Raw genomic sequence first — 18,694 nt, forward strand, 5'->3', positions numbered from 1 at the left:
TGGCGCTGTGTCTCCGCGCGTGGGTCCTCGCACCTGGCGGGCCTCTTGTCCTCCTCGCCCCCGCGCGGCGGCGGGGGGAGCCCCGCCCCGGCCGCCGTGCGGTCGTCATGCCGGTATCAGTGCACGTCCACCGAGGGGGTGTCGGTGACGCTGACGCCGCTGGAGCTGGCGGTAGCCGAGCCGGTGTCGGCCTCGACGCCGTGGGTGCCCGCGGCCGTGGTCGTCTCGACACCGCCCGACGGGCCGGTCACCGAAGCCGACCCGGTGCTCGGGCTCACCGACGCGCTGCCGGTCTCGACGTGGCCGCTCGCGCTGCCGACCGGCGTGGTGACCTCGGCCTCGGCCTTCGGGCCGGTCACCGTGGTGTTGCCGTTGGGCGCAACGGTTGCCGACCCCGTCGAGACCGAGGCCTCGCCGCTGGCGACGGGGGTCGTGACCGAGCCGCTCGCGGCGGGGCCGGTCACCGAGACGCCGTTCGCGCCTGCGGAGGCGCTGCCCGTACTGGCCGTGACGGTGCCGCCGCCGACCGGCGTCGAGACGGTGCCGGTTCCCGACGGACCGGTCACCGAGACGCCGGCCGGGGTGATGCTGCCGCCGCCACCGTTGACGTTGAGCCCTGCCGTGACGACGTTGCCGACGTTCACGCCGGCCGTCACGTCCGGAGCGTCGACGGTGAGGCCGCCGGTTCCGACGGTGATCGTGCCGGGCGTCACGCCGACGGTGCCGCCGCCGAGCGGCGTGGTGATCGCGCCCGAGAGGCTCGGGGTCACGAGAACGAGCTGGCCGTTCTGGAAACCGATGCTGCCGAGGTTCAGGACGAGGTTGCCGCCGCCCAGAGGGGTGGTCAGGCCGAGGTTGATCGCCGGGAGGCCCACGATGAACGTGTTGGCACCGTAGGTCACCTTCACCGGCACGATCGTCGCGCTCGCCGCACCGAGGCCCAGGGGCGCGGTGGCGTTGAGCCCGAGCGACGGGGTCCACGTGGTGAGACCGCCCGCGGTGATCGCGCTGAGCGAGGTGTTCAGGCCCAGCGAGCTGCCCAGCGGGCCGTTGATGTTGGTGATGTTGCCGCCGACGCTGCCGACTCCGAGCCCGGGGCCGAGACCGACGAGGCCGTAGGTGGTGCTGGACAGGCCTCCGAGGCCCAGCGGAGCACCGACGGTGAAGGTGTCCTGCTGGCCGAGGCCGACCCAACCGGCCGGCGCGCCCGGCACCTGAGCGGTCGAGACGATCGGGCCCGACGTGTTGCTCACCGGAATCAGGCCGCTGAGAACGGGGATCTGGTTCCAGGCGGCGACGCCCTGGTTGATCTGCGGCGCGACGATCGGGATCGTCACCAGCGGAATGCCGCCGGGGAGGAGGGGGGCGGCGCCGAGGATCGCGTCGACCTGCGGGATGCCGGTCGGTGCCGCGTTCGCAGTCGCCGGGGTGGCGACGGTCAGTGTTGCGGCGGCCGCGACGGCGGTGGCGGCAACGGCGCTGCGGCGCACCGTCTTCCGGGCGTGCTTGGGTGAGGTAGGGGACATGGGAGGACCTCCGGTTCATGAAGGTTCGGCACGCTCGATCGAGCGCGCCGGTCGGTAGGGATGTGGACCCAGCAGAAAATAGAGGCGTCTGCGCTCGGTGCGAGTGCCTGAAGCGGCGCCTGTGCATCTCCTGGGAGTTCTGAAGTTATCAGTATTTCCACGGTTTCCCAATAGCTTTCGAAGCTATTCGTTCAAAGCGATTCTGGCTACTACGCAGTAGCGAAATCCAATGAGTTCTAACAGAACCCGTTCCACTCCTTTGCGATCAAAGGCCGCTGCTCAATCGATGTATTCGTAACCGATTGGGGTCGCCGTGAATGACGAGCGCAAGCGCGATGAATGGCAATCTAGGCACGCTAAAGATCCGATCCGCACAAGTGGATGTGCGAGCTGTCCTCCACTGTTTCGCGACGTTCCGATCGACCCGTTATCGTGAACGTCATGTTCACTGCGATGCAACGACAGGATGTCGGCAACCGCCTCATCGCCGCCGCCGAGGCGACGGAGGGCGTTCATGCCGGGGCCGTGGTCGGCGCCGCGGCGGCAGGAGCACTCGACGCGTTCACCGGCATCGACCTGATGTTCGCCGCCGCAGCGGATGTCGCGATAGCCGACCTCCGCGAACGATGGACCGAGCTGATGTACCGCGACTTCGGCGCGATCCACCACACCGCGGATCCGGGCGGCACCGTCTATTTGCTTCCCGACCTTCTGACGGCGCGGATCGCGGTCGTGCCGGCTGCGCGGTTCGGCCCCCGGCCGGGCGAGCCCTTCCATCAGGTCTTCGGGCCCGCCGGGCCGCAGGCGACGGCACCGTCGGGCCACCCGGACCTGGTCGGACCCGCCTGGCTCGCCGCACTGCGCACCCGCGCGGCGCTGCTCCGCGGCGACGGACCGGCAGCCGCGCTCGCCCTCGACGGCCTGCGCGACGCACTGATCGCGCTCGCGGGCGCCCGCACCGGCGCTCCGCCCGGATACCTCGAGCCCGCGGACCGTGATCGGATCCGCGTCACCGAGACCGGATCCCGCGACGTCGGCGCCGTCGCCAAGGCCTTCGGCGTCGCGGTGCAGATCCTCGACGCCGAGCTGCAGGCCGTCGCGCCCGCGATCGCGGACGCCGTCGCGCTCCCGCTGCTCGAGGAGGTCGCCGGCTGACGCCGGTACCGTGGAACCATGCATGACCAGCAGAAGGAGTTGTCGCAGAGCGGTCCGCGCGCGTGGCGCGCACGGATCAAGGCGTCCCGGCACGGCACGCTCGCCTGGCGCATCTGCGTCGGCGTCATCGGCGGCATCGTGCTCATCGCGGGCATCATCGCGATCCCGTACCCGGGGCCGGGTTGGCTGATCGTCTTCGCCGGGCTCGGCATCCTCGCCACGGAATTCGAGTGGGCGCACCGGCTTCTGCGCTTCGCCCGTGAACGCTACGACCGTTTCGCCGCGTGGCTCTCCCGGCAGAACATCGTCGTCAAGGGGGCCTTCGGGATCGGCACCTGCCTCATCGTGCTGGCCACCGTGTGGCTGCTGGGCGCGGCCGCGATGATCGGCGGCTGGTTCGGCATCCACTGGCCCTGGCTCGCCAGCCCGATCTTCGGGTGATCGCGGAACTCCGGCGTTCGGTCGCCGCCCCCGACGACCGCGTCGCCGGAGTCCTGTACTGGTACGCCCTGTCGGGAGCGCTCGCCCGCGTGGCCGTCGCGGGGCGGGACGCCGGGTCGGCGGTCGTCCGTTCCGGGGCCGGAGGCTGGCCCGAGGTGGGGGAGACGGCACCGTCGGACGATCCCGGCGGCGGCCTCGCTCGCGCCTGCCGCCGCCTGATCCCGGCGATCGCGACCGAGTCGGGTGCCTCGCAGCGGTCCCTCTGGGCGATCGCGACCGACTCGATCGCGTCCGCGGCGCTGGATACGACGGACCCGCGGACCGTCGCCGACGGGCTGCTGCGCGCGTGCGGTCCCGAGGCCCCACCGGCGCGGTTCGAAGAGGTGCCCGGGCGCGGCACCGTCGTCCGACGGGGCTCGTGCTGCCTGCTCTACCTGTGCCCCGGCATGGCGAAGTGCCTCAGCTGCCCCCGACAGACGCCGGACGAGCGGCGGACGCGGCTCGCCTGAGCGTCGCCTCCGGCGAGCGGCACGCGCGATGACCGATAGGATCGGATCCACTGACAACCGCGTGCGGCCAGGTATGCCGCCCGCTACATGACTAGGAGCACTGTGAGCACCACCTTCGTCGTCCCGGCAGGAATCGCCGCCGGGGCAGCCATGCGCGATCTGGACCTGCCGAACAAGGGCCCCGAGGCCGTCGTCGTCGTCAAGACCACGGACGGCACCCTCAAGGACCTGAGCTGGATCCCCGAGACCGACACCGAGGTCGAGGCCGTCGCGGCGAACACGGAGGACGGGCGCAGCGTGATCCGCCACTCGGCGGCGCACGTCCTCGCGCAGGCCGTGCAGGACGGCTTCCCCGGCACCAAGCTGGGCATCGGCCCGCCGATCAAGGACGGCTTCTACTACGACTTCGACGTCGCCGAGCCCTTCACGCCCGAGGACCTCAAGAGCCTCGAGAAGAAGATGAAGCAGATCATCAAGGCGGGGCAGAAGTTCAGCCGCCGCGTCTACGCGAGCAAGGACGAGGCCCGCGCCGAGCTGGCGAACGAGCCCTACAAGCTCGAGCTCATCGACGACAAGGGCGCGGCCGACGACAGCGAGGTCATGGAGGTCGGCGGCGCCGAGCTCACCGCCTACGACAACCTCAATCCCCGCACCGGCGAGCTGATCTGGGGCGACCTGTGCCGCGGCCCGCACGTGCCCACCACCAAGTACATCCCCGCGGTGAAGCTGACCCGCAGCTCCGCGGCGTACTGGCGCGGCGACCAGAACAACGCGGACCTGCAGCGCGTCTACGGCACCGCGTGGGAGTCGCCCGAGGCGATGGACGAGTACCTCGAGCTGCTCGCCGAGGCGGAGAAGCGCGATCACCGCAAGCTCGGCGCCGAGCTGGACCTGTTCAGCTTCCCGGACGAGCTGGGCTCCGGTCTGCCGGTCTTCCACCCCAAGGGCGGCATCATCCGCAAGGAGCTGGAGGAGTACTCGCGGCAGCGGCACATCGACGCCGGCTACGACTTCGTCAACACCCCGCACCTGACCAAGAGCACGCTCTACGAGGTCTCGGGCCACCTGGATTGGTACAAGGACGGGATGTTCCCGGCCATGCACCTCGACGCCGAGTACGACGACGAGGGCAACGTCACCAAGCCCGGCCAGGACTACTACGTCAAGCCGATGAACTGCCCGATGCACAACCTGATCTTCGACGCCCGCGGCCGCTCGTACCGCGAGCTTCCGCTGCGGCTCTTCGAGTTCGGCTCCGTGTACCGGTACGAGAAGTCCGGCGTGATCCACGGCCTGACCCGCGTGCGCGGCATGACGCAGGACGACGCCCACATCTACTGCACCAAGGAGCAGATGCACGAGGAGCTGACCACGACCCTCGAGTTCGTGCTCTCGCTGCTCAAGGACTACGGCCTCGACGACTTCTACCTCGAGCTGTCCACGAAGGACCCGCAGAAGTACGTCGGCTCCGACGACGTGTGGGAGGAGGCCACCAAGACGCTCCAGCAGGTCGCCGAGGCCTCGGGCCTCGACCTGGTGCCGGACCCGGGCGGCGCCGCCTTCTACGGCCCGAAGATCTCCGTCCAGGCGAAGGACGCGCTCGGCCGTACCTGGCAGATGTCCACCATCCAGCTGGACTTCAACCTGCCCGAGCGGTTCGAGCTCGAGTACACCGCGCCCGACGGCACCAAGCAGCGCCCCGTGATGATCCACCGCGCGCTGTTCGGTTCGATCGAGCGTTTCTTCGGTGTGCTCACCGAGCACTACGCCGGTGCCTTCCCCGCGTGGCTGGCGCCCCAGCAGGTGGTGGGCATCCCCGTCGCCGAGCAGTTCGGGGACCACCTCGAGACGGTGATCCGCGAACTGAAGAAGCACGGGATCCGCGCCGAAGTCGACCACAGCGACGACCGGATGCAGAAGAAGATCCGCAACCACACCACGCAGAAGGTGCCCTTCATGCTGCTCGCGGGCGAGACCGACCGCGACGCCGGCGCGGTCAGCTTCCGGTTCCGCGACGGAACCCAGGTCAACCAGGTGCCCGTCGACGACGCCGTGCAGCGGATCGTCCACTGGGTCCACTCGCGCCGCAACGAGTCCCCGACCGCCGAGCTGCTGGGCCCGGCGGAGGCCACCGTCGGCATCGCCTGACCGGGACCGCAGGGACGACAGGGGAGAGGAATCGATGACGGACGCCACGGACGGCGACGCGCGCGGCGCGCACACCGACTTCGGGGTCGGCGACGGTGACGAGAGCATCGAGCGGCTCTGGACGCCGTACCGGATGCGCTACCTCGTCGATTCCCCTCCCGTCCCGGAGGGCAGCACAGCCTTCCTCGAGATCCCCAAGCTGGCCGACGAGGACGGGCTGATCGTGGCCCGGGGCGAGCACTGCTACGTGGTGCTCAACCTGTTCCCCTACAACCCGGGCCACTGCATGGTGGTGCCGTACCGGCAGGTCGCGGAGCTGGAGGACCTCACCGACGACGAGGCCTTCGAGCTGATCAAGCTCACCCAGAAGACCATCCGCGTGATCAAGCGGATCTCGCGGCCGGCGGCGTTCAACGTGGGCTTCAACCTGGGCCGGTCGGGCGGCGGTTCGATCGCCGAGCACCTGCACCAGCACATCGTGCCGCGGTGGCCCGGCGATGCGAACTACATCACGGTGCTCTCGGGCACTAAGGTGATGCCGCAGCTCCTCGGACAGACCCGGGCGCTGATGGCGAAGGCCTGGGAGGAGGTCTAGCAGTGTCGTCGATCTTCAGTCGTGAGGCGGTCTCCAAGGTCACCCACCCGATCGCGAAAGTGCTGATCCGGACCGGGTTGACGCCGGACGCCGTGACGCTCTTCGGCACCGCCTGCTCGGTGACCGCCGCGCTGTGGCTCTTCCCGACGGACCACCTGTTCGTCGGCACGTTGATCATCTGGTTCTTCGTGATGTTCGACATGCTCGACGGTGCCATGGCCCGGGTGCGGGGCGGCGGCACCCGGTTCGGGGCCTGGCTCGACGCCACCTGCGACCGGGTGGCCGACGGTGCCATCTTCGCCGGCCTGGCCTGGTGGGCCGTGTTCACCGAGGACAACCGCTACAACCTGTTGATCGCCACCCTGATCTGCCTGGTCACCTCGCAGGTGATCAGCTACGCCAAGGCGCGGGCCGAGGCCTCGGGTCTCAAGGGCGACGGTGGCTGGATCGAGCGCCCGGAGCGCCTCATCATCGTGCTCGTGGGCGCCGGCATCACGGGCCTGGGTGTCTGGTGGGCGATCCACGTCGCGATGTGGGTGCTCGCCGTGACCAGCGTCGTCACCGTTCTCCAGCGGGCCCTGACCGTGCGCCGCTCGCCCGGCGCCACCGACTTGCTGCCGCTGCCGCAGGCGGCCGCGCAGCACGAGGAGGACCAGGCGTGATCGATCCGCGCGAGGAGGTCGCCGACCTCGCCTACCGCACCGGCTGGGCCGTCACCAAGCGGATGCCGGAGTTCGCCGCCAAGTTCCTCATCGACGACGTGGGCGGGCGGATCGGCGCGCGTGGCGACAACACACAGCTCCGCAAGAACCTCGCGCGCGTGCTCGGGACCACCCCGGACCTGGTGCCGCAGAGCCTGATCGAGGAGTCCTCACGCTCCTACGCGCGCTACTGGCGCGAGTCCTTCCGGCTGCCGTCCATGGACCTGGTCGAGCTCGGTGCGCGGCTCGACGAGTACGTCGACACGCCCAGCCTGCACGACGCGATGGCCGCCGGTACCGGCGCGGTGCTTGCCCTGCCGCACAGCGGGAACTGGGACATGGCCGGAGTGTGGCTGGCGCAGAAGTACGGCCGGTTCGCGACCGTCGCCGAGCGGCTCAAGCCGGAATCGCTGTTCCGGCGGTTCGTGGAGTACCGCGAGTCCCTCGGCTTCGAGATCTTCCCCCTCTCCGGCGGCGAGCAGCCGCCCATGCCCGCGCTCGCGCAGCGGCTGCGCGAGGGCCGCCCGATCTGCCTGCTGGCCGAGCGCGACCTCACGCGGCACGGCGTCCCCGTCACGTTCTTCGGCGAGCGCACCCGGATGCCCGCGGGCCCCGCGAAGCTCGCGATCGACACCGGCGCGCCGCTGTTGCCGGTGCACTGCTGGTTCGAGGGCGACGCCTGGGGTTTCCGGTCCGAGGCTCCGATCGACGTCTCCGGCGGCATCGAGGACGCGACGCAGCAGCTCGCGCAGGCCTTCGAGCGCAACATCGCCGAGCATCCCGCGGACTGGCACATGCTGCAGCCCCTGTGGGAGTCCGACTGGTCGCAGGCACGGCGCGACCGGATCCTCGGCGAGGGTCCCGAGGTGCGCTGATGCGGATCGGGATGATCTGCCCGTACTCCTTCGACGTCGCGGGCGGGGTGCAGGCTCACGTCGTGGACCTGGCCCGCGTGCTTATCGAGCGCGGCCACGAGGTCTCGGTGCTCACCCCGTCGTCGAAGGAGACGGTGCTGCCCGACTTCGCCGTCTCCTCGGGCAAGGCCGTCGCGATCCCGTACAACGGCTCCGTCTCCCGGCTCTCCTTCGGGCCCAAGGCGTTCGGCCGGTTGCGGAAGTGGATCCGCAAGGGCGAGTTCGAGGTGCTCCACGTGCACGAGCCGAACGCGCCGAGCCTCGGCATGCTCGCGCTGGCGATCGCCGACGGTCCCATCGTCGCCACCTTCCACACGTCGACCGAGAAGTCGCTGGTGCTCTCCGTCTTCCAGAGCGTGCTGCGCCCGTCGCACGAGAAGATCCGCGGCAAGATCGCCGTCTCCGAGCTGGCCCGTCGCTGGCAGATGGAATCGCTCGGCTCCGACGCCATCGAGATCCCCAACGGCGTCGACGTGCGCGCCTTCGCCGACGGCGATCCGCTGCCCGGCTACCCGCGACCGGGTAAGACGGTGCTCTTCCTCGGCCGGTACGACGAGTCGCGCAAGGGCATGGCCGTCTTCCTCGAGGCGCTACCCGCGATCGTCGCGGCCCAGCCCGACATCGAGGTGCTCGTCATCGGCCGGGGCGACTCGGAGAAGCTCCTGCGCGACGCCGGCCCGTACGCGAAGCACCTGCGGCTCATGGGCGCCGTCACCGACGAGGAGAAGGCCGCCGCGCTGCGTTCCGCCGACGTCTACGTCGCGCCCAACCTCGGCGGCGAGAGCTTCGGCATCGTCCTCGTCGAGGCGATGGCCGCCGGCACCGCCGTCGTCGCGAGCGACCTCAACGCCTTCGAGCGCGTCCTCGACGGGGGCGAGGCCGGCCGCCTGTTCCCGGTCGGCGACGGTGCCGCCCTCGGCCGCGCGATCGTCGAGCTGCTCGACGACGACTTCCGCCGCGCCGAGCTGGTCACCCACGCCTCCGAGGTGGTCTGGCGCTACGACTGGTCCGTCGTCGCCGAGCAGGTCATCCGCGTGTACGAGACCGTCGCCGTGCCCGGCGTGGTCGTGTCGATCGACGACTGAAGGGGGCCGCAGTGCTGAATCTCACCGCCACCACCGTGCTCGTCATCGGCCTGATCGTGATGGCCGTGCTGATCGTCGCGGCCCTGGCCTACCAGACGGCGCACCGTCTGGACCGGCTGCACGTGCGGGTCGACCTCTCGCTCGCCGCGCTCGACGCCGCCCTCGCCCGACGGTCCGCCGTCGCTCGCGCGGTCGCCGCCACGCTGCCGCCCGAGCAGGGGCAGATGCTCCGCGCCGCCGCCGACCGCGCCGAGAACGCCGCCCCCGAGGACCGGATGCCGATGGAGAACCGGCTCTCCGGAGCCATCGGTGCGATCGACATCGAGACCCTGCCGCGCTCGCTCGTCGCGGAGATCGCCGACGCCGACACCCGCGTGACGATGGCGCGCCGGTTCCACAACGACGCCGTCCGCGACACCCGCGCCCTGCGCGGCCGCCGGTTCGTGCGCTGGCTGTACCTGGGCGGCACCGCGCCGATGCCGCAGTACTTCGACATCGTCGACCGGGGCGGCATCCTCCCGGCGGCGCTGCTCGCCGTGAACGACGAGCGGCGCGTCTCGGCGCGGGTCATCGTCGTGGACCCCGACGGTGCCGTGCTCGTCGTCCGTGGCCACGAGCCCGTCCCGGAGGGGACGCGGCCCGCGGGCCACTGGTGGTTCACCGTCGGCGGGGGAGTCGAGCGCGGTGAGGACCTGCGCGCCGCGGCCGCCCGCGAACTGCGGGAGGAGACGGGCCGCGTGCTCGCGCCGTCGGCGTTCGTCGGCCCGCTCTACCGCCGGGAGGCGGTCTTCTCCTTCGACGGCGAGGTGATCGACTCCGTCGAGTACTTCTTCGCCGTCGAGTGCGAGCGGTTCGACCCGGCACCGTCGGGCTGGACGGACCTGGAACGCCGGACGCTCGACGAGATGCGCTGGTGCACCCCCGACGAGATCCGGGTGTTCGCGGACCCCGTCTACCCCGCGGCGCTCGCCGACCTGATTCCCGATGTGCGGAGCGCGTTCGTGTCCGGGAAGGCGCCGGCCGAGCCGGCCGTGATCGAGTAGGGAAGCGCGATGCAACCGAAGGAGATCTCCGGATACCGGGTGGTGCGCCGCCTCGGCGCGGGCGGCATGGGCGAGGTCTTCCTCGTCGAGCACCCGCGGCTGCCGCGGCAGGACGCGCTGAAGCTGCTCGGACCGCAACTGGGCGACGACCCGAGCTTCGCGACGCGCTTCCTCCGCGAGGCCGACATCCTGGCCGGCCTGCGGCACCCGAACATCGTCACGATCCACGACCGCGGCGAGTACGAGGGTCGGCTGTGGCTCGCGATGGAGTACGTCGAGGGCGAGGACGCGGCCCAGTACCTGCGGACGCGGGGCCCGCTGCCGCCCGCGATGGTGGCCGACGTAATCGAGCAGGTCGGGAGCGCGCTGGACTGGGCGTGGAGCGAACGCCGCCTGACGCACCGCGACGTCAAGCCCGGCAACATCCTGCTCGCGCCCGTGCGGCCCGGACGGCCCGTCGGGGTGAAGCTGGTGGACTTCGGGATCGCCAAGGCCAGCGACGAGGCCAGCTCGCTCACGGCGACCGGCGTGGCCGTCGGGACCATGGCCTACCTCGCGCCCGAGGTGATCGAGGGCAATCCCCTGGACAACCGGGCCGACGAGTACTCGCTGGCCTGCGCGGCGTTCGAGCTGCTCACCGGCACACCGCCGTACGGCCCCGGCTCGCCCAGTTCGGTCCTGATGGCGCACCTGCAGGCGCCCGTGCCGGACCCGGCTGCGCGGGTGGCCGGCATCCCGCCCGGGCTGGCCCGCGTCTTCGAGCGGGCGCTGGCGAAGCAGCCGCGCGACCGGTTCCCCGACAACGCCGCCTTCGCTCGGGCATTCCGGGCTGCGCTGACCGCCCCGTCTTCGGCGCCGGCGCCGACACCGCACGTGGGGGCCGGGCCCACCGTGATCCGGCCGACCCCGCCGCCGACTCCGCCCCCGGCGTACACGCACGCCGCGCCTCCCGTGCCGGCCCAGGGGCTCGCGGGGACGCCGGTGCCTGCGTCGACGGCCGTCGGGGGCGTGGGCGCCGGGACGGCTCCGGCGCGCAACGGCCGCGTGTGGGCCTTAGCGGCGCTGGTGGCGGTGCTGGTGATCGCGCTCCTGGCCGTCGGCTACCTGGCGTTCGGCCGGGGTGGGGAATCCGCGTCGGCCGATCCGACGGGCGCGCCTGTCCCGTCGGGCACTACCGCGCCAGCGGAGACGTCTGCGCAAGCCACGTCGGCAGCGCCGACGGGCGCCTCGGAAACCGCCTCGGCGCCGACGGTCCCGGGCACGGACGCCTACGGCTTCGTCGGGAGCCCGGCGCGGTGCGCCGGAGGTGAGACGCTGCAGCTGGCGCTGCTCACGTCGAAGGCGAACGGCGGCGGCTCCCGGGTCGTGATCTGCGGTTCCGCCGGTGAGTTCACCTACCGCGGCGCGCAGGTCTCCGCGGATAACAGAGGCATCACGCTCACCGCGACCCGGAACGGCGCCGGCGGCTTCCGCGCGATCAATCGCGACGCCAAGGGCAAGGACAAGGACGACACGATCTACACCGTCAGCTCCGGCGGCCTCGTGATCACCCGCGGCGACGGCCGCGCCGTCTCGTCGGAGCCCGCCCGCTCCGTCTGGACCCGCTGACCCCCGGTCAGTGGTGAGGCCGATGGTGTTGGACGCGATGTTCGACTGTTGAGCGGTTGACCGCCTATGAAACCCTGTCCGCGGTGGACACGGATTCATAGTCGGCAGCGGCTTTCGCCAGCCCGCGGACCCGGCGACCGGGGCATCCGCCTAGGCTACGTGCAGCGGCGTGGGGGCCGCAGTTCGATCACATCGGGGGATGCGACGTTGCTGAGAAGGCAATTCACTACCGGTTGGAACTGGGCGTTCGGTCCGATGGCGCCGCGCTACGGGCCGACGCCGAGTCGGTTGAGGACGACGGCGGCGGTGGTTGGGAGCCTCGCGGCCGCCCTCTCGTCGTGGTACTGGAACTCTTCGTCGATCGGAGTCGACAGGCTCTTCCAGGCCGCAGTGATGGGCGTCGTCAAGGTCGCGCTTATCGCTGCTTGCATCGTCCTGCTGTGCAGCTGTGCGTCGTTCTTCCTTCCGCGCGGGCGCGCGTCGGTCGATCCCTTCTGGTTGATGCGCAATCTCGGGGGACCACTGATCGCCTTCGCGGCACTGGTGGCACTCGTAACGGTGCCTGTCGTCGCCTCCGCCCTCGGCCCCGTGTCACTACTTCTGCTGCTGGGGCTGCCACTCTGGTTGGGGGCCGTGATCAACGCAGCCAGATTGGGCGCGGCGTACCAGTTCCGTCTCGGCGAGGCCCATCCGTCGCTGGCATCGGTGTGCATCCTTGCGACGGGCGCGTTCGGACTCGTGGAGGCGCTCACCAAGACGGCGGTGACCGGGCATGAGTTCGACCCGTTGGTCGTCTGGCTGCTAGTGACCTTCGTGGGTCCGGTCGCCACGATCGGGCTCGCGCTGTGGGACTTGCGAATCCACACGCCGCGTGTCGACCGCCTGACGATGGTGGCGCTGGCGGCAGTGATGGCCATGCTTGCGGGAGTCGTCGGCCATCTTGCCGGATGGCACGAAGGCGGGCGCCCCGATGTCGCCGACAAAGCAAGCGGAACGTCATCGAGCACCCCAACGCCCGAATCGATCGCTTCGACGCTGACACGGTCCGGATTCGTCGACGGCCCGAACTGCGAATCGCGTGGCACCGTCGTCTACCGCGCAGTCACGGATCCGGACCCGGAGAAGGGAGGGAACGGCTCTCGATTCGTCATCTGCGACGCGGGAGAGTCCCTGTGGTACCAGGGGCAGCGGCTGAGCAGGAGTGTCGGTGGGTACATGCCGGCCGACCGCACGCCGCGGGGATACCGCGCGACGCTCCGTTCGGAGGGTGCTACCGCGACCTACGAGTGCTTCTTCGATGCGAACCCGCTTTTCGTCGTGACGACGATGAACTCTCGCCTCGAGGAGCGCGTGATCTGGTCGAGTACAGGCCCGGCATAGAAGCCTGATGCGCTCACGCGAAACGGGAGATCCCGACGACGTCCTATTCCGATCGGACGACCGGGCCGCCTGCCCCGGCTTCGACGGTGACGACACGGCCGTCGCGGTGCGCGGCCGTGAGCACACCGTCGGTGTCGCGCACCGCCCAGTTCTCCGCCCAATAGGTGTAGCCGGGCGCCACATCACGGACCGGGATTCCCCAGAAGGCGTGGTCCGGCACCGTCTGCACCTCGATCTCGTGGTCGTGGAGCATCACGCGCCATCCGTTCCAACTGACCTCGGGAGACCAGTCAGACACCGGCCGGCGCACGATCACAGGCACCGTCTCCCAGCCGTCCCGGATGTCCCAGATCTCCGGAGGGCAGTCAGGAGCGGCGAAGGCGTCACGTGCGGTTGCCGCGTCTGCGACGACGAACAGCTCGAAGGCGTGCGGGTCCTCGAGTTCCAGCCACCCAGCATCGATCGAGATGAATCGGCCGGAGTGGTCGATGAAGGTGCCCCCGACGGTGAACATCCAATCGATCGCCATGTCGACTTCGTCAGCGACCGGACCGTGGATCACGAACTCCTCGGTTGATGCGCTGATCCGAGGGAGCGCCCCGTGCGCGATGTCGTCCGCAGTGAGGTACTCGTCCTCGCCGTCCGGCGACGGCGCCAGGGACCAGCGGTTCACGAAGTCCTCGACGGCCTCGGGCGCGAAGCCCGGTCCGACTTGAAGATCCGTGTCGATGAGGAATGGAAGTACGCCGACGGTGATGCTCATGGACGCGGCGTAGCCCTGCGTGGATGCCTACACATGCCGCCACTGTATCGACGATGTCGTGAAGTGCATGTCGTCTGCACTGTCCGGGTGAGCGCGCCCCGGCGACCCGGGCTGGGAAGCGCGCACCGTCATCGGGAATACTGGAGCCCCACATGTCCCAGCTACGAGGAGACCCATCAGTGACCACTGATCCCCAGACCGCACCCGTCACCGGCACCGCACGCGTCAAGCGCGGCATGGCCGAGATGCTCAAGGGCGGCGTGATCATGGACGTGGTGACCCCCGAGCAGGCGAAGATCGCCGAGGACGCCGGTGCGGTCGCGGTCATGGCGCTCGAGCGCGTGCCCGCCGACATCCGCGCGCAGGGCGGTGTCAGCCGCATGTCCGATCCGGACATGATCGACGGCATCATCGAGGCCGTCAGCATCCCGGTCATGGCGAAGGCCCGCATCGGCCACTTCGTCGAGGCGCAGATCCTGCAGGCCCTCGGCGTGGACTACATCGACGAGTCCGAGGTCCTGACCCCGGCCGACTACGCCAACCACATCGACAAGTTCGCCTTCACGGTGCCCTTCGTCTGCGGCGCGACCAACCTGGGTGAGGCGCTGCGCCGCATCACCGAGGGCGCGGCGATGATCCGCAGCAAGGGCGAGGCCGGCACCGGCGACGTCTCGAACGCGACCACGCACATGCGCAAGATCCGCGACGAGATCCGCCGCCTGACCTCGCTGCCCGAGGACGAGCTGTACGTCGCGGCCAAGGAGCTGCAGGCCCCGTACGACCTGGTCGTCGAGGTCGCCAAGAACGGCAAGCTGCCCGTCACCCTGTTCACCGCGGGCGGTATCGCCACCCCGGCGGACGCGGCGATGATGATGCAGCTGGGCGCCGAGGGCGTCTTCGTCGGCTCCGGCATCTTCAAGTCGGGCAACCCGGAGCAGCGCGCCAAGGCGATCGTCGCCGCCACGACCTTCTACGACGACCCCGGCAAGCTCGCCGAGGTCTCCCGTGGGCTGGGCGAGGCGATGGTCGGGATCAACGTCGACGACATCCCGCAGCCGCATCGCCTGGCGGAACGCGGCTGGTAACGGCATGTCGCCCGCCGGTGTCCGACGATTCGCGCTAGCGTCGAGATGCGCGTGTCGGGCAGACGCGGGATCGAAGTGGAAGCAGTGAGGCGGAGGATGTCAGACCAAGCAACGGCCAGGGCCACCCGGGGGTACGGGGCCCAGACGTCCCTGGGCGGGTCGCAGGTGGAGGCCGCGCCCAACGTGTTGCGCGTGCTCGCGTACATCGCGGACCTGTGTCTCGCATCGGCGGTGGTCGCCATCGCCCTGATCGTCAACGTCGTGGCCGGGCTCGAGCTCGGCTGGGTGTTCCTCGGCGTCGGGGCCGCGGTCGCGATCATCGCGTCGATCGTGCTGCACGGCGTCTACGGCGCCAGCCCCGGCAAGCTGCTCGCGGGCCTCAAGGTGGTCGACGCGAACTCCCACCGCCCGATCGGCTTCCCGTCGTCCGCGATCCGCTCGGTCGTCTTCAACGTCCTGGCGCCGCTCGTCTACCTCCCGGCCTGGTCGATCCTCGCCGACGGTGGCCGCCGCGGCGTGCACGAGAAGGCCTCCACGTCGACCGTCGTCGACGATGCCGACGTCGCGAACCCGGCCCGCGCGCAGGCGCCCGCACCGTCGGGCCCGCTCGGCGGCCTCGTGACCGGCGATTCCGACAACACACTGCAGCGCATCCCGACCCCGCTGCCGGAGGAGACCCGCGTCGACGCGGTCGCCGCCGGCGCGGCCACCGAGGTCGTCGAGACCGGGGAGCCGCGCGAGCGGCTGCAGCCGCCGTCGCTCCCGCCGCTCCCGGACGACGTGCCGGGCCTGCGCCCGATCCCGCCGCGCTTCGGCCCGCCGCCCACCGGGGGCGACGAGCCCACGACCGGCTTGCCGCCCGCCGCGGCCTTCGCGCCCCCGCCGGCGCAGGCCTCGCAGCCGCAGCCGCCCCAGCAGTTCGCCCCGCGCCCCAGCGGGCCCACCGGTCCCAGCGGTCAGCCGCGCGGGCCGGTGCAGGGCCAGCCGCCCGTCGGCCCGCCCGCCGGCCGGCCGGTCGCGCCCCAGGGCGGTCAGCCGCTCCAGGGGCAGCCGCAGCAGGGCCAGCCCCAGCAGCCGCGCCCGGCGGCGCCCGCCCCCGCGGGCGGGGCGCCGATCGTCCTGCGCTTCGACGACGGTCACTCGGTCGACGTCCGCGGCGACGGCATCATCGGCCGCGAGCCGGTCGTCCCGCCCAGCGCGGACCCGGCGAAGGTCACCAAGCACGTGCTGGTCGACGACACCGCCTCGGTGTCGAAGACCCACTTGCTGTTCGGCATCACCCGCGGTGAACTGTGGGTGGAGGACGTGGGCTCGACCAACGGATCCGCGATCGCCCTCGGCGACTCGTGGACCGAGCTCACCAAGGGAGTCAGGTACGCCGTGGAGAAGGGCAGCGTCGTGCACATGGGTCAGCGCAGTTTCAAGGTGTTCGGCGGATGACGGCAGAAGCGGGGGAGGCGCGCTCCGAGATCGTCTACGGGGTGCAGGGCGGCGTGTCCATGAAGTGGGTCGCCATCAGTAATCCCGGTCGGGTGCGCCTGACCAACGAGGACGGTGCGCTCACCGGCCCCGGCATGTTCCTGCTCGCCGACGGCATGGGCGGCCACGACGCCGGCGAGGTGGCCTCTGCGGCCGCGCTCGAGGCGCTGGCCGAGGTCTTCGGCCCCGAGCCGGCCGACGCTCAGGTCGTGATGGAGCAGGTCGTCGACCGCTTGCGCGATGCGCACGCCGCGATCGAGGCCATCGACTCGGAGACCGGCAAGCGTGCGGGCACCACGGTGACCGGCGTCCTGCTCACCACCTACGAGGGCGTGCCGCACTGGCTGGTGGTCAACATCGGCGACTCGCGCACCTACCGGCTCGCGGAGGGCTACTTCGAGCAGCTCACGGTCGACCACTCGCAGGTCCAGGAGCTCATCAGCGGCGGCTTCCTCAGCCCCGAGCAGGCCCGCGTCGACCCGCGCCGCAACGTCATCACCCGCGCACTGGGTGCCGGCATGGAGCCCGACGCGGACTTCTGGATCGTGCCGGCCCAGCCGCACGAGAAGCTGCTCGTGTGCTCCGACGGCCTCAACGGCGAGCTCACGGACGACGAGATCCGGCAGATCCTCGAGAGCGACGTGCCGATCGACGAGTGCGCCGACCAGCTCGTCGCCGCGGCGCTCAACGCCGGCGGCCGCGACAACGTCACGGTGATCGTGGTGGACGCCACCACGGAACCGACCGATCCGGACTGGTGACCTGAGTAGAGTCATCCCTCGTGGCTGACATCGAAGCGCTGCTGAGTCTCGAGCAGATCGACCGCGACATCTTCCGCGGCATTCACGCACCGTCGGTGCTGGTCCGGACGTTCGGCGGCCAGGTGGCCGGCCAAGCCCTGCGGTCGGCGATCGAGACCGTCCCGGACGCCATGCAGGTGCACTCGCTGCACGGCTACTTCCTGCGCCCCGGCAACCCGGACGCCGACACGGTGTTCCTCGTGGATCGCATCCGCGACGGCCGGTCCTTCTGCACGCGCCGCGTCAACGGCGTCCAGAACGGCGAGGCGATCTTCTCCATGTCGGCCTCCTTCCAGCTGCCGGGGCAGGAGGGCATCGAGCACGCCGACGAGATGCCGCCGACGCAGGACCCCGAGTCGGTGCTCAGCCCGCGGGAGGACCCCAACGCCACCCGCGAGAGCCTCGGGCTGTTCGAGGAGTGGAGCGACTGGGACATCCGGATCGTGCCGCAGGACGAGACGGTCCCGTACGTCGGCCGGGCGGTGCACCAGCAGGTCTGGTTCCGACATATCAAGCGCCTGCCCGACGATCTGAACATCCACGTCAGCGCCCTGGCGTACATGAGCGACATGACGTTGCTCGGCTCCGCGCGGGTTGCGCACCCGGGTGTCGACACCCAGGTCGCCTCCCTCGACCACGCCATGTGGTTCCTGCGCCCCTTCCGCGCCGACGAGTGGCTGCTCTACGACCAGACATCCCCGTCCGCGGGCGGTGGGCGCGCCCTCACGGCGGGCCGGATCTTCGCCCAGGACGGCACGCTCGTCGCCGTCGTCATCCAGGAGGGCCTGCACCGCTTCCGGGCGTGACCGCGCCGCCGTTTAGGCTGGCTCCCCGTGACCGTACGGATCGGAGTCCTCGCTCTCCAGGGTGACGTGCGCGAGCACCGCCACGCGCTCGAGGCGGCGGGAGCCGCCACGACGGCGGTGCGGACGGCGGCGGACCTCGCCGCCGTCGACGGCATCGTCATCCCCGGTGGGGAGTCGACCACCATCAGCCGGCTGCTCGGCGTCTTCGACCTGTTCGACCCGCTCCGCGAGGCGCTCGCCGGCGGGCTCCCGGCTTATGGCTCGTGCGCGGGGATGATCCTGCTGGCCTCGGAGGTGCTCGACACCCGTCCCGACGCCCGGTGCCTCGGCGCCATCGACATGACGGTGCGTCGGAACGCCTTCGGCAGGCAGGTCGACTCCTTCGAGACCGACCTCGCGGTCGAGGGCGTCGACGGCGATCCCGTGCGCGCGGTCTTCATCCGCGCGCCGTGGGTGGAGCGGGTCGGCGAGGGCGTCGAGGTGCTGGCGAGGGTGCCTGCGGAGGCCGGCTCGACGGCGGGTACGGTTGTCGCTGTTCGACAGGGTGTGACGATGGCCACATCCTTCCATCCCGAGGTCACGGGCGATCTGCGGATCCACCGTCGCTTCGTGGACATCGTCCGGCGGGGATGACACCGCCGCCGCAGAGGGGAGTG

The 18,694-nt window shown here is 70.8% G+C and carries 18 protein-coding genes; 16 read left to right on the top strand and 2 right to left on the bottom strand.

Annotated elements, in window-relative coordinates:
- Window positions 1-116: 116 nt before the first annotated feature.
- Window positions 117-1,526 (bottom strand): hypothetical protein, encoded by a 1,410-nt coding sequence (locus tag ACLQ3K_RS18150; RefSeq protein WP_224644962.1) that lies wholly within the window; start codon window positions 1,524-1,526, stop codon window positions 117-119.
- A gap of 441 nt (window positions 1,527-1,967) precedes the next feature.
- Here ACLQ3K_RS18150 and ACLQ3K_RS18155 point away from each other — a divergent pair, with 441 nt between their 5' ends.
- The 11 genes from ACLQ3K_RS18155 (at window position 1,968) to ACLQ3K_RS18205 (ending at window position 13,105) form a co-directional block, all read left to right on the top strand.
- Complete coding sequence (locus tag ACLQ3K_RS18155) at window positions 1,968-2,681, top strand: hypothetical protein (protein ID WP_426000994.1); 714 nt, start codon at window positions 1,968-1,970, stop codon at window positions 2,679-2,681.
- Between the two features lie 18 nt (window positions 2,682-2,699).
- Window positions 2,700-3,122: a TIGR02611 family protein gene (locus ACLQ3K_RS18160; protein WP_426000995.1), complete on the top strand. Its 423-nt coding sequence runs from the start codon at window positions 2,700-2,702 to the stop codon at window positions 3,120-3,122.
- The gene (locus tag ACLQ3K_RS18165) at window positions 3,119-3,631 is read left to right on the top strand and encodes a (2Fe-2S)-binding protein (protein WP_426000996.1); all 513 of its coding nucleotides are present in this window, start codon (window positions 3,119-3,121) and stop codon (window positions 3,629-3,631) included. Before ACLQ3K_RS18160 ends, ACLQ3K_RS18165 begins: the two co-directional genes overlap by 4 nt.
- Before the next feature lie 150 nt (window positions 3,632-3,781).
- Complete coding sequence (thrS, locus tag ACLQ3K_RS18170) at window positions 3,782-5,779, top strand: threonine--tRNA ligase (RefSeq protein ID WP_426001048.1); 1,998 nt, start codon at window positions 3,782-3,784, stop codon at window positions 5,777-5,779.
- Between the two features lie 34 nt (window positions 5,780-5,813).
- On the top strand, window positions 5,814-6,374 hold the full coding sequence (locus ACLQ3K_RS18175) for an HIT family protein (protein ID WP_068525168.1): 561 nt from the start codon (window positions 5,814-5,816) through the stop codon (window positions 6,372-6,374).
- Window positions 6,375-6,376: 2 nt separating this feature from the next.
- Window positions 6,377-7,036: a phosphatidylinositol phosphate synthase gene (gene pgsA / locus ACLQ3K_RS18180; RefSeq protein ID WP_336670436.1), complete on the top strand. Its 660-nt coding sequence runs from the start codon at window positions 6,377-6,379 to the stop codon at window positions 7,034-7,036.
- A complete protein-coding gene (locus ACLQ3K_RS18185) occupies window positions 7,036-7,950 on the top strand; it encodes a phosphatidylinositol mannoside acyltransferase (protein WP_336670723.1) in 915 nt (304 codons plus the stop codon). Before pgsA ends, ACLQ3K_RS18185 begins: the two co-directional genes overlap by 1 nt.
- On the top strand, window positions 7,950-9,074 hold the full coding sequence (locus tag ACLQ3K_RS18190) for a glycosyltransferase family 4 protein (protein ID WP_336670435.1): 1,125 nt from the start codon (window positions 7,950-7,952) through the stop codon (window positions 9,072-9,074). The genes ACLQ3K_RS18185 and ACLQ3K_RS18190 overlap by 1 nt, the downstream gene beginning before the upstream one ends.
- A gap of 14 nt (window positions 9,075-9,088) precedes the next feature.
- Complete coding sequence (locus tag ACLQ3K_RS18195; protein ID WP_426001049.1) at window positions 9,089-10,117, top strand: NUDIX hydrolase; 1,029 nt, start codon at window positions 9,089-9,091, stop codon at window positions 10,115-10,117.
- A gap of 9 nt (window positions 10,118-10,126) precedes the next feature.
- Complete coding sequence (locus ACLQ3K_RS18200) at window positions 10,127-11,725, top strand: protein kinase domain-containing protein (RefSeq protein WP_426000997.1); 1,599 nt, start codon at window positions 10,127-10,129, stop codon at window positions 11,723-11,725.
- A gap of 255 nt (window positions 11,726-11,980) precedes the next feature.
- Window positions 11,981-13,105, top strand: coding sequence for a hypothetical protein (locus ACLQ3K_RS18205; RefSeq protein ID WP_426000998.1), 1,125 nt, complete (start codon window positions 11,981-11,983; stop codon window positions 13,103-13,105).
- Between the two features lie 43 nt (window positions 13,106-13,148).
- On the opposite strand, the gene ACLQ3K_RS18210 is transcribed toward ACLQ3K_RS18205, so the two are convergent.
- Window positions 13,149-13,868 (bottom strand): hypothetical protein, encoded by a 720-nt coding sequence (locus ACLQ3K_RS18210; protein ID WP_426000999.1) that lies wholly within the window; start codon window positions 13,866-13,868, stop codon window positions 13,149-13,151.
- Window positions 13,869-14,020: 152 nt separating this feature from the next.
- Here ACLQ3K_RS18210 and pdxS point away from each other — a divergent pair, with 152 nt between their 5' ends.
- The 5 genes from pdxS to pdxT all read left to right on the top strand — a co-directional run bounded on the left by pdxS (window position 14,021) and on the right by pdxT (window position 18,671).
- Window positions 14,021-14,953, top strand: coding sequence for a pyridoxal 5'-phosphate synthase lyase subunit PdxS (gene pdxS / locus ACLQ3K_RS18215; RefSeq protein ID WP_224644971.1), 933 nt, complete (start codon window positions 14,021-14,023; stop codon window positions 14,951-14,953).
- A 96-nt stretch (window positions 14,954-15,049) separates the two neighbouring features.
- The gene (locus tag ACLQ3K_RS18220) at window positions 15,050-16,393 is read left to right on the top strand and encodes an RDD family protein (RefSeq protein ID WP_426001000.1); all 1,344 of its coding nucleotides are present in this window, start codon (window positions 15,050-15,052) and stop codon (window positions 16,391-16,393) included.
- Window positions 16,390-17,193, top strand: coding sequence for a PP2C family protein-serine/threonine phosphatase (locus ACLQ3K_RS18225; protein ID WP_426001001.1), 804 nt, complete (start codon window positions 16,390-16,392; stop codon window positions 17,191-17,193). Before ACLQ3K_RS18220 ends, ACLQ3K_RS18225 begins: the two co-directional genes overlap by 4 nt.
- Window positions 17,194-17,213: 20 nt before the next feature.
- On the top strand, window positions 17,214-18,038 hold the full coding sequence (locus tag ACLQ3K_RS18230; RefSeq protein ID WP_224644974.1) for an acyl-CoA thioesterase: 825 nt from the start codon (window positions 17,214-17,216) through the stop codon (window positions 18,036-18,038).
- Between the two features lie 27 nt (window positions 18,039-18,065).
- Window positions 18,066-18,671 (top strand): pyridoxal 5'-phosphate synthase glutaminase subunit PdxT, encoded by a 606-nt coding sequence (gene pdxT, locus ACLQ3K_RS18235; RefSeq protein WP_426001002.1) that lies wholly within the window; start codon window positions 18,066-18,068, stop codon window positions 18,669-18,671.
- The last annotated feature ends 23 nt before the right edge of the window (window positions 18,672-18,694 follow it).

The organism is Tsukamurella sp. DT100, from assembly GCF_049844855.1.
Taxonomy (GTDB): domain Bacteria; phylum Actinomycetota; class Actinomycetes; order Mycobacteriales; family Mycobacteriaceae; genus Tsukamurella.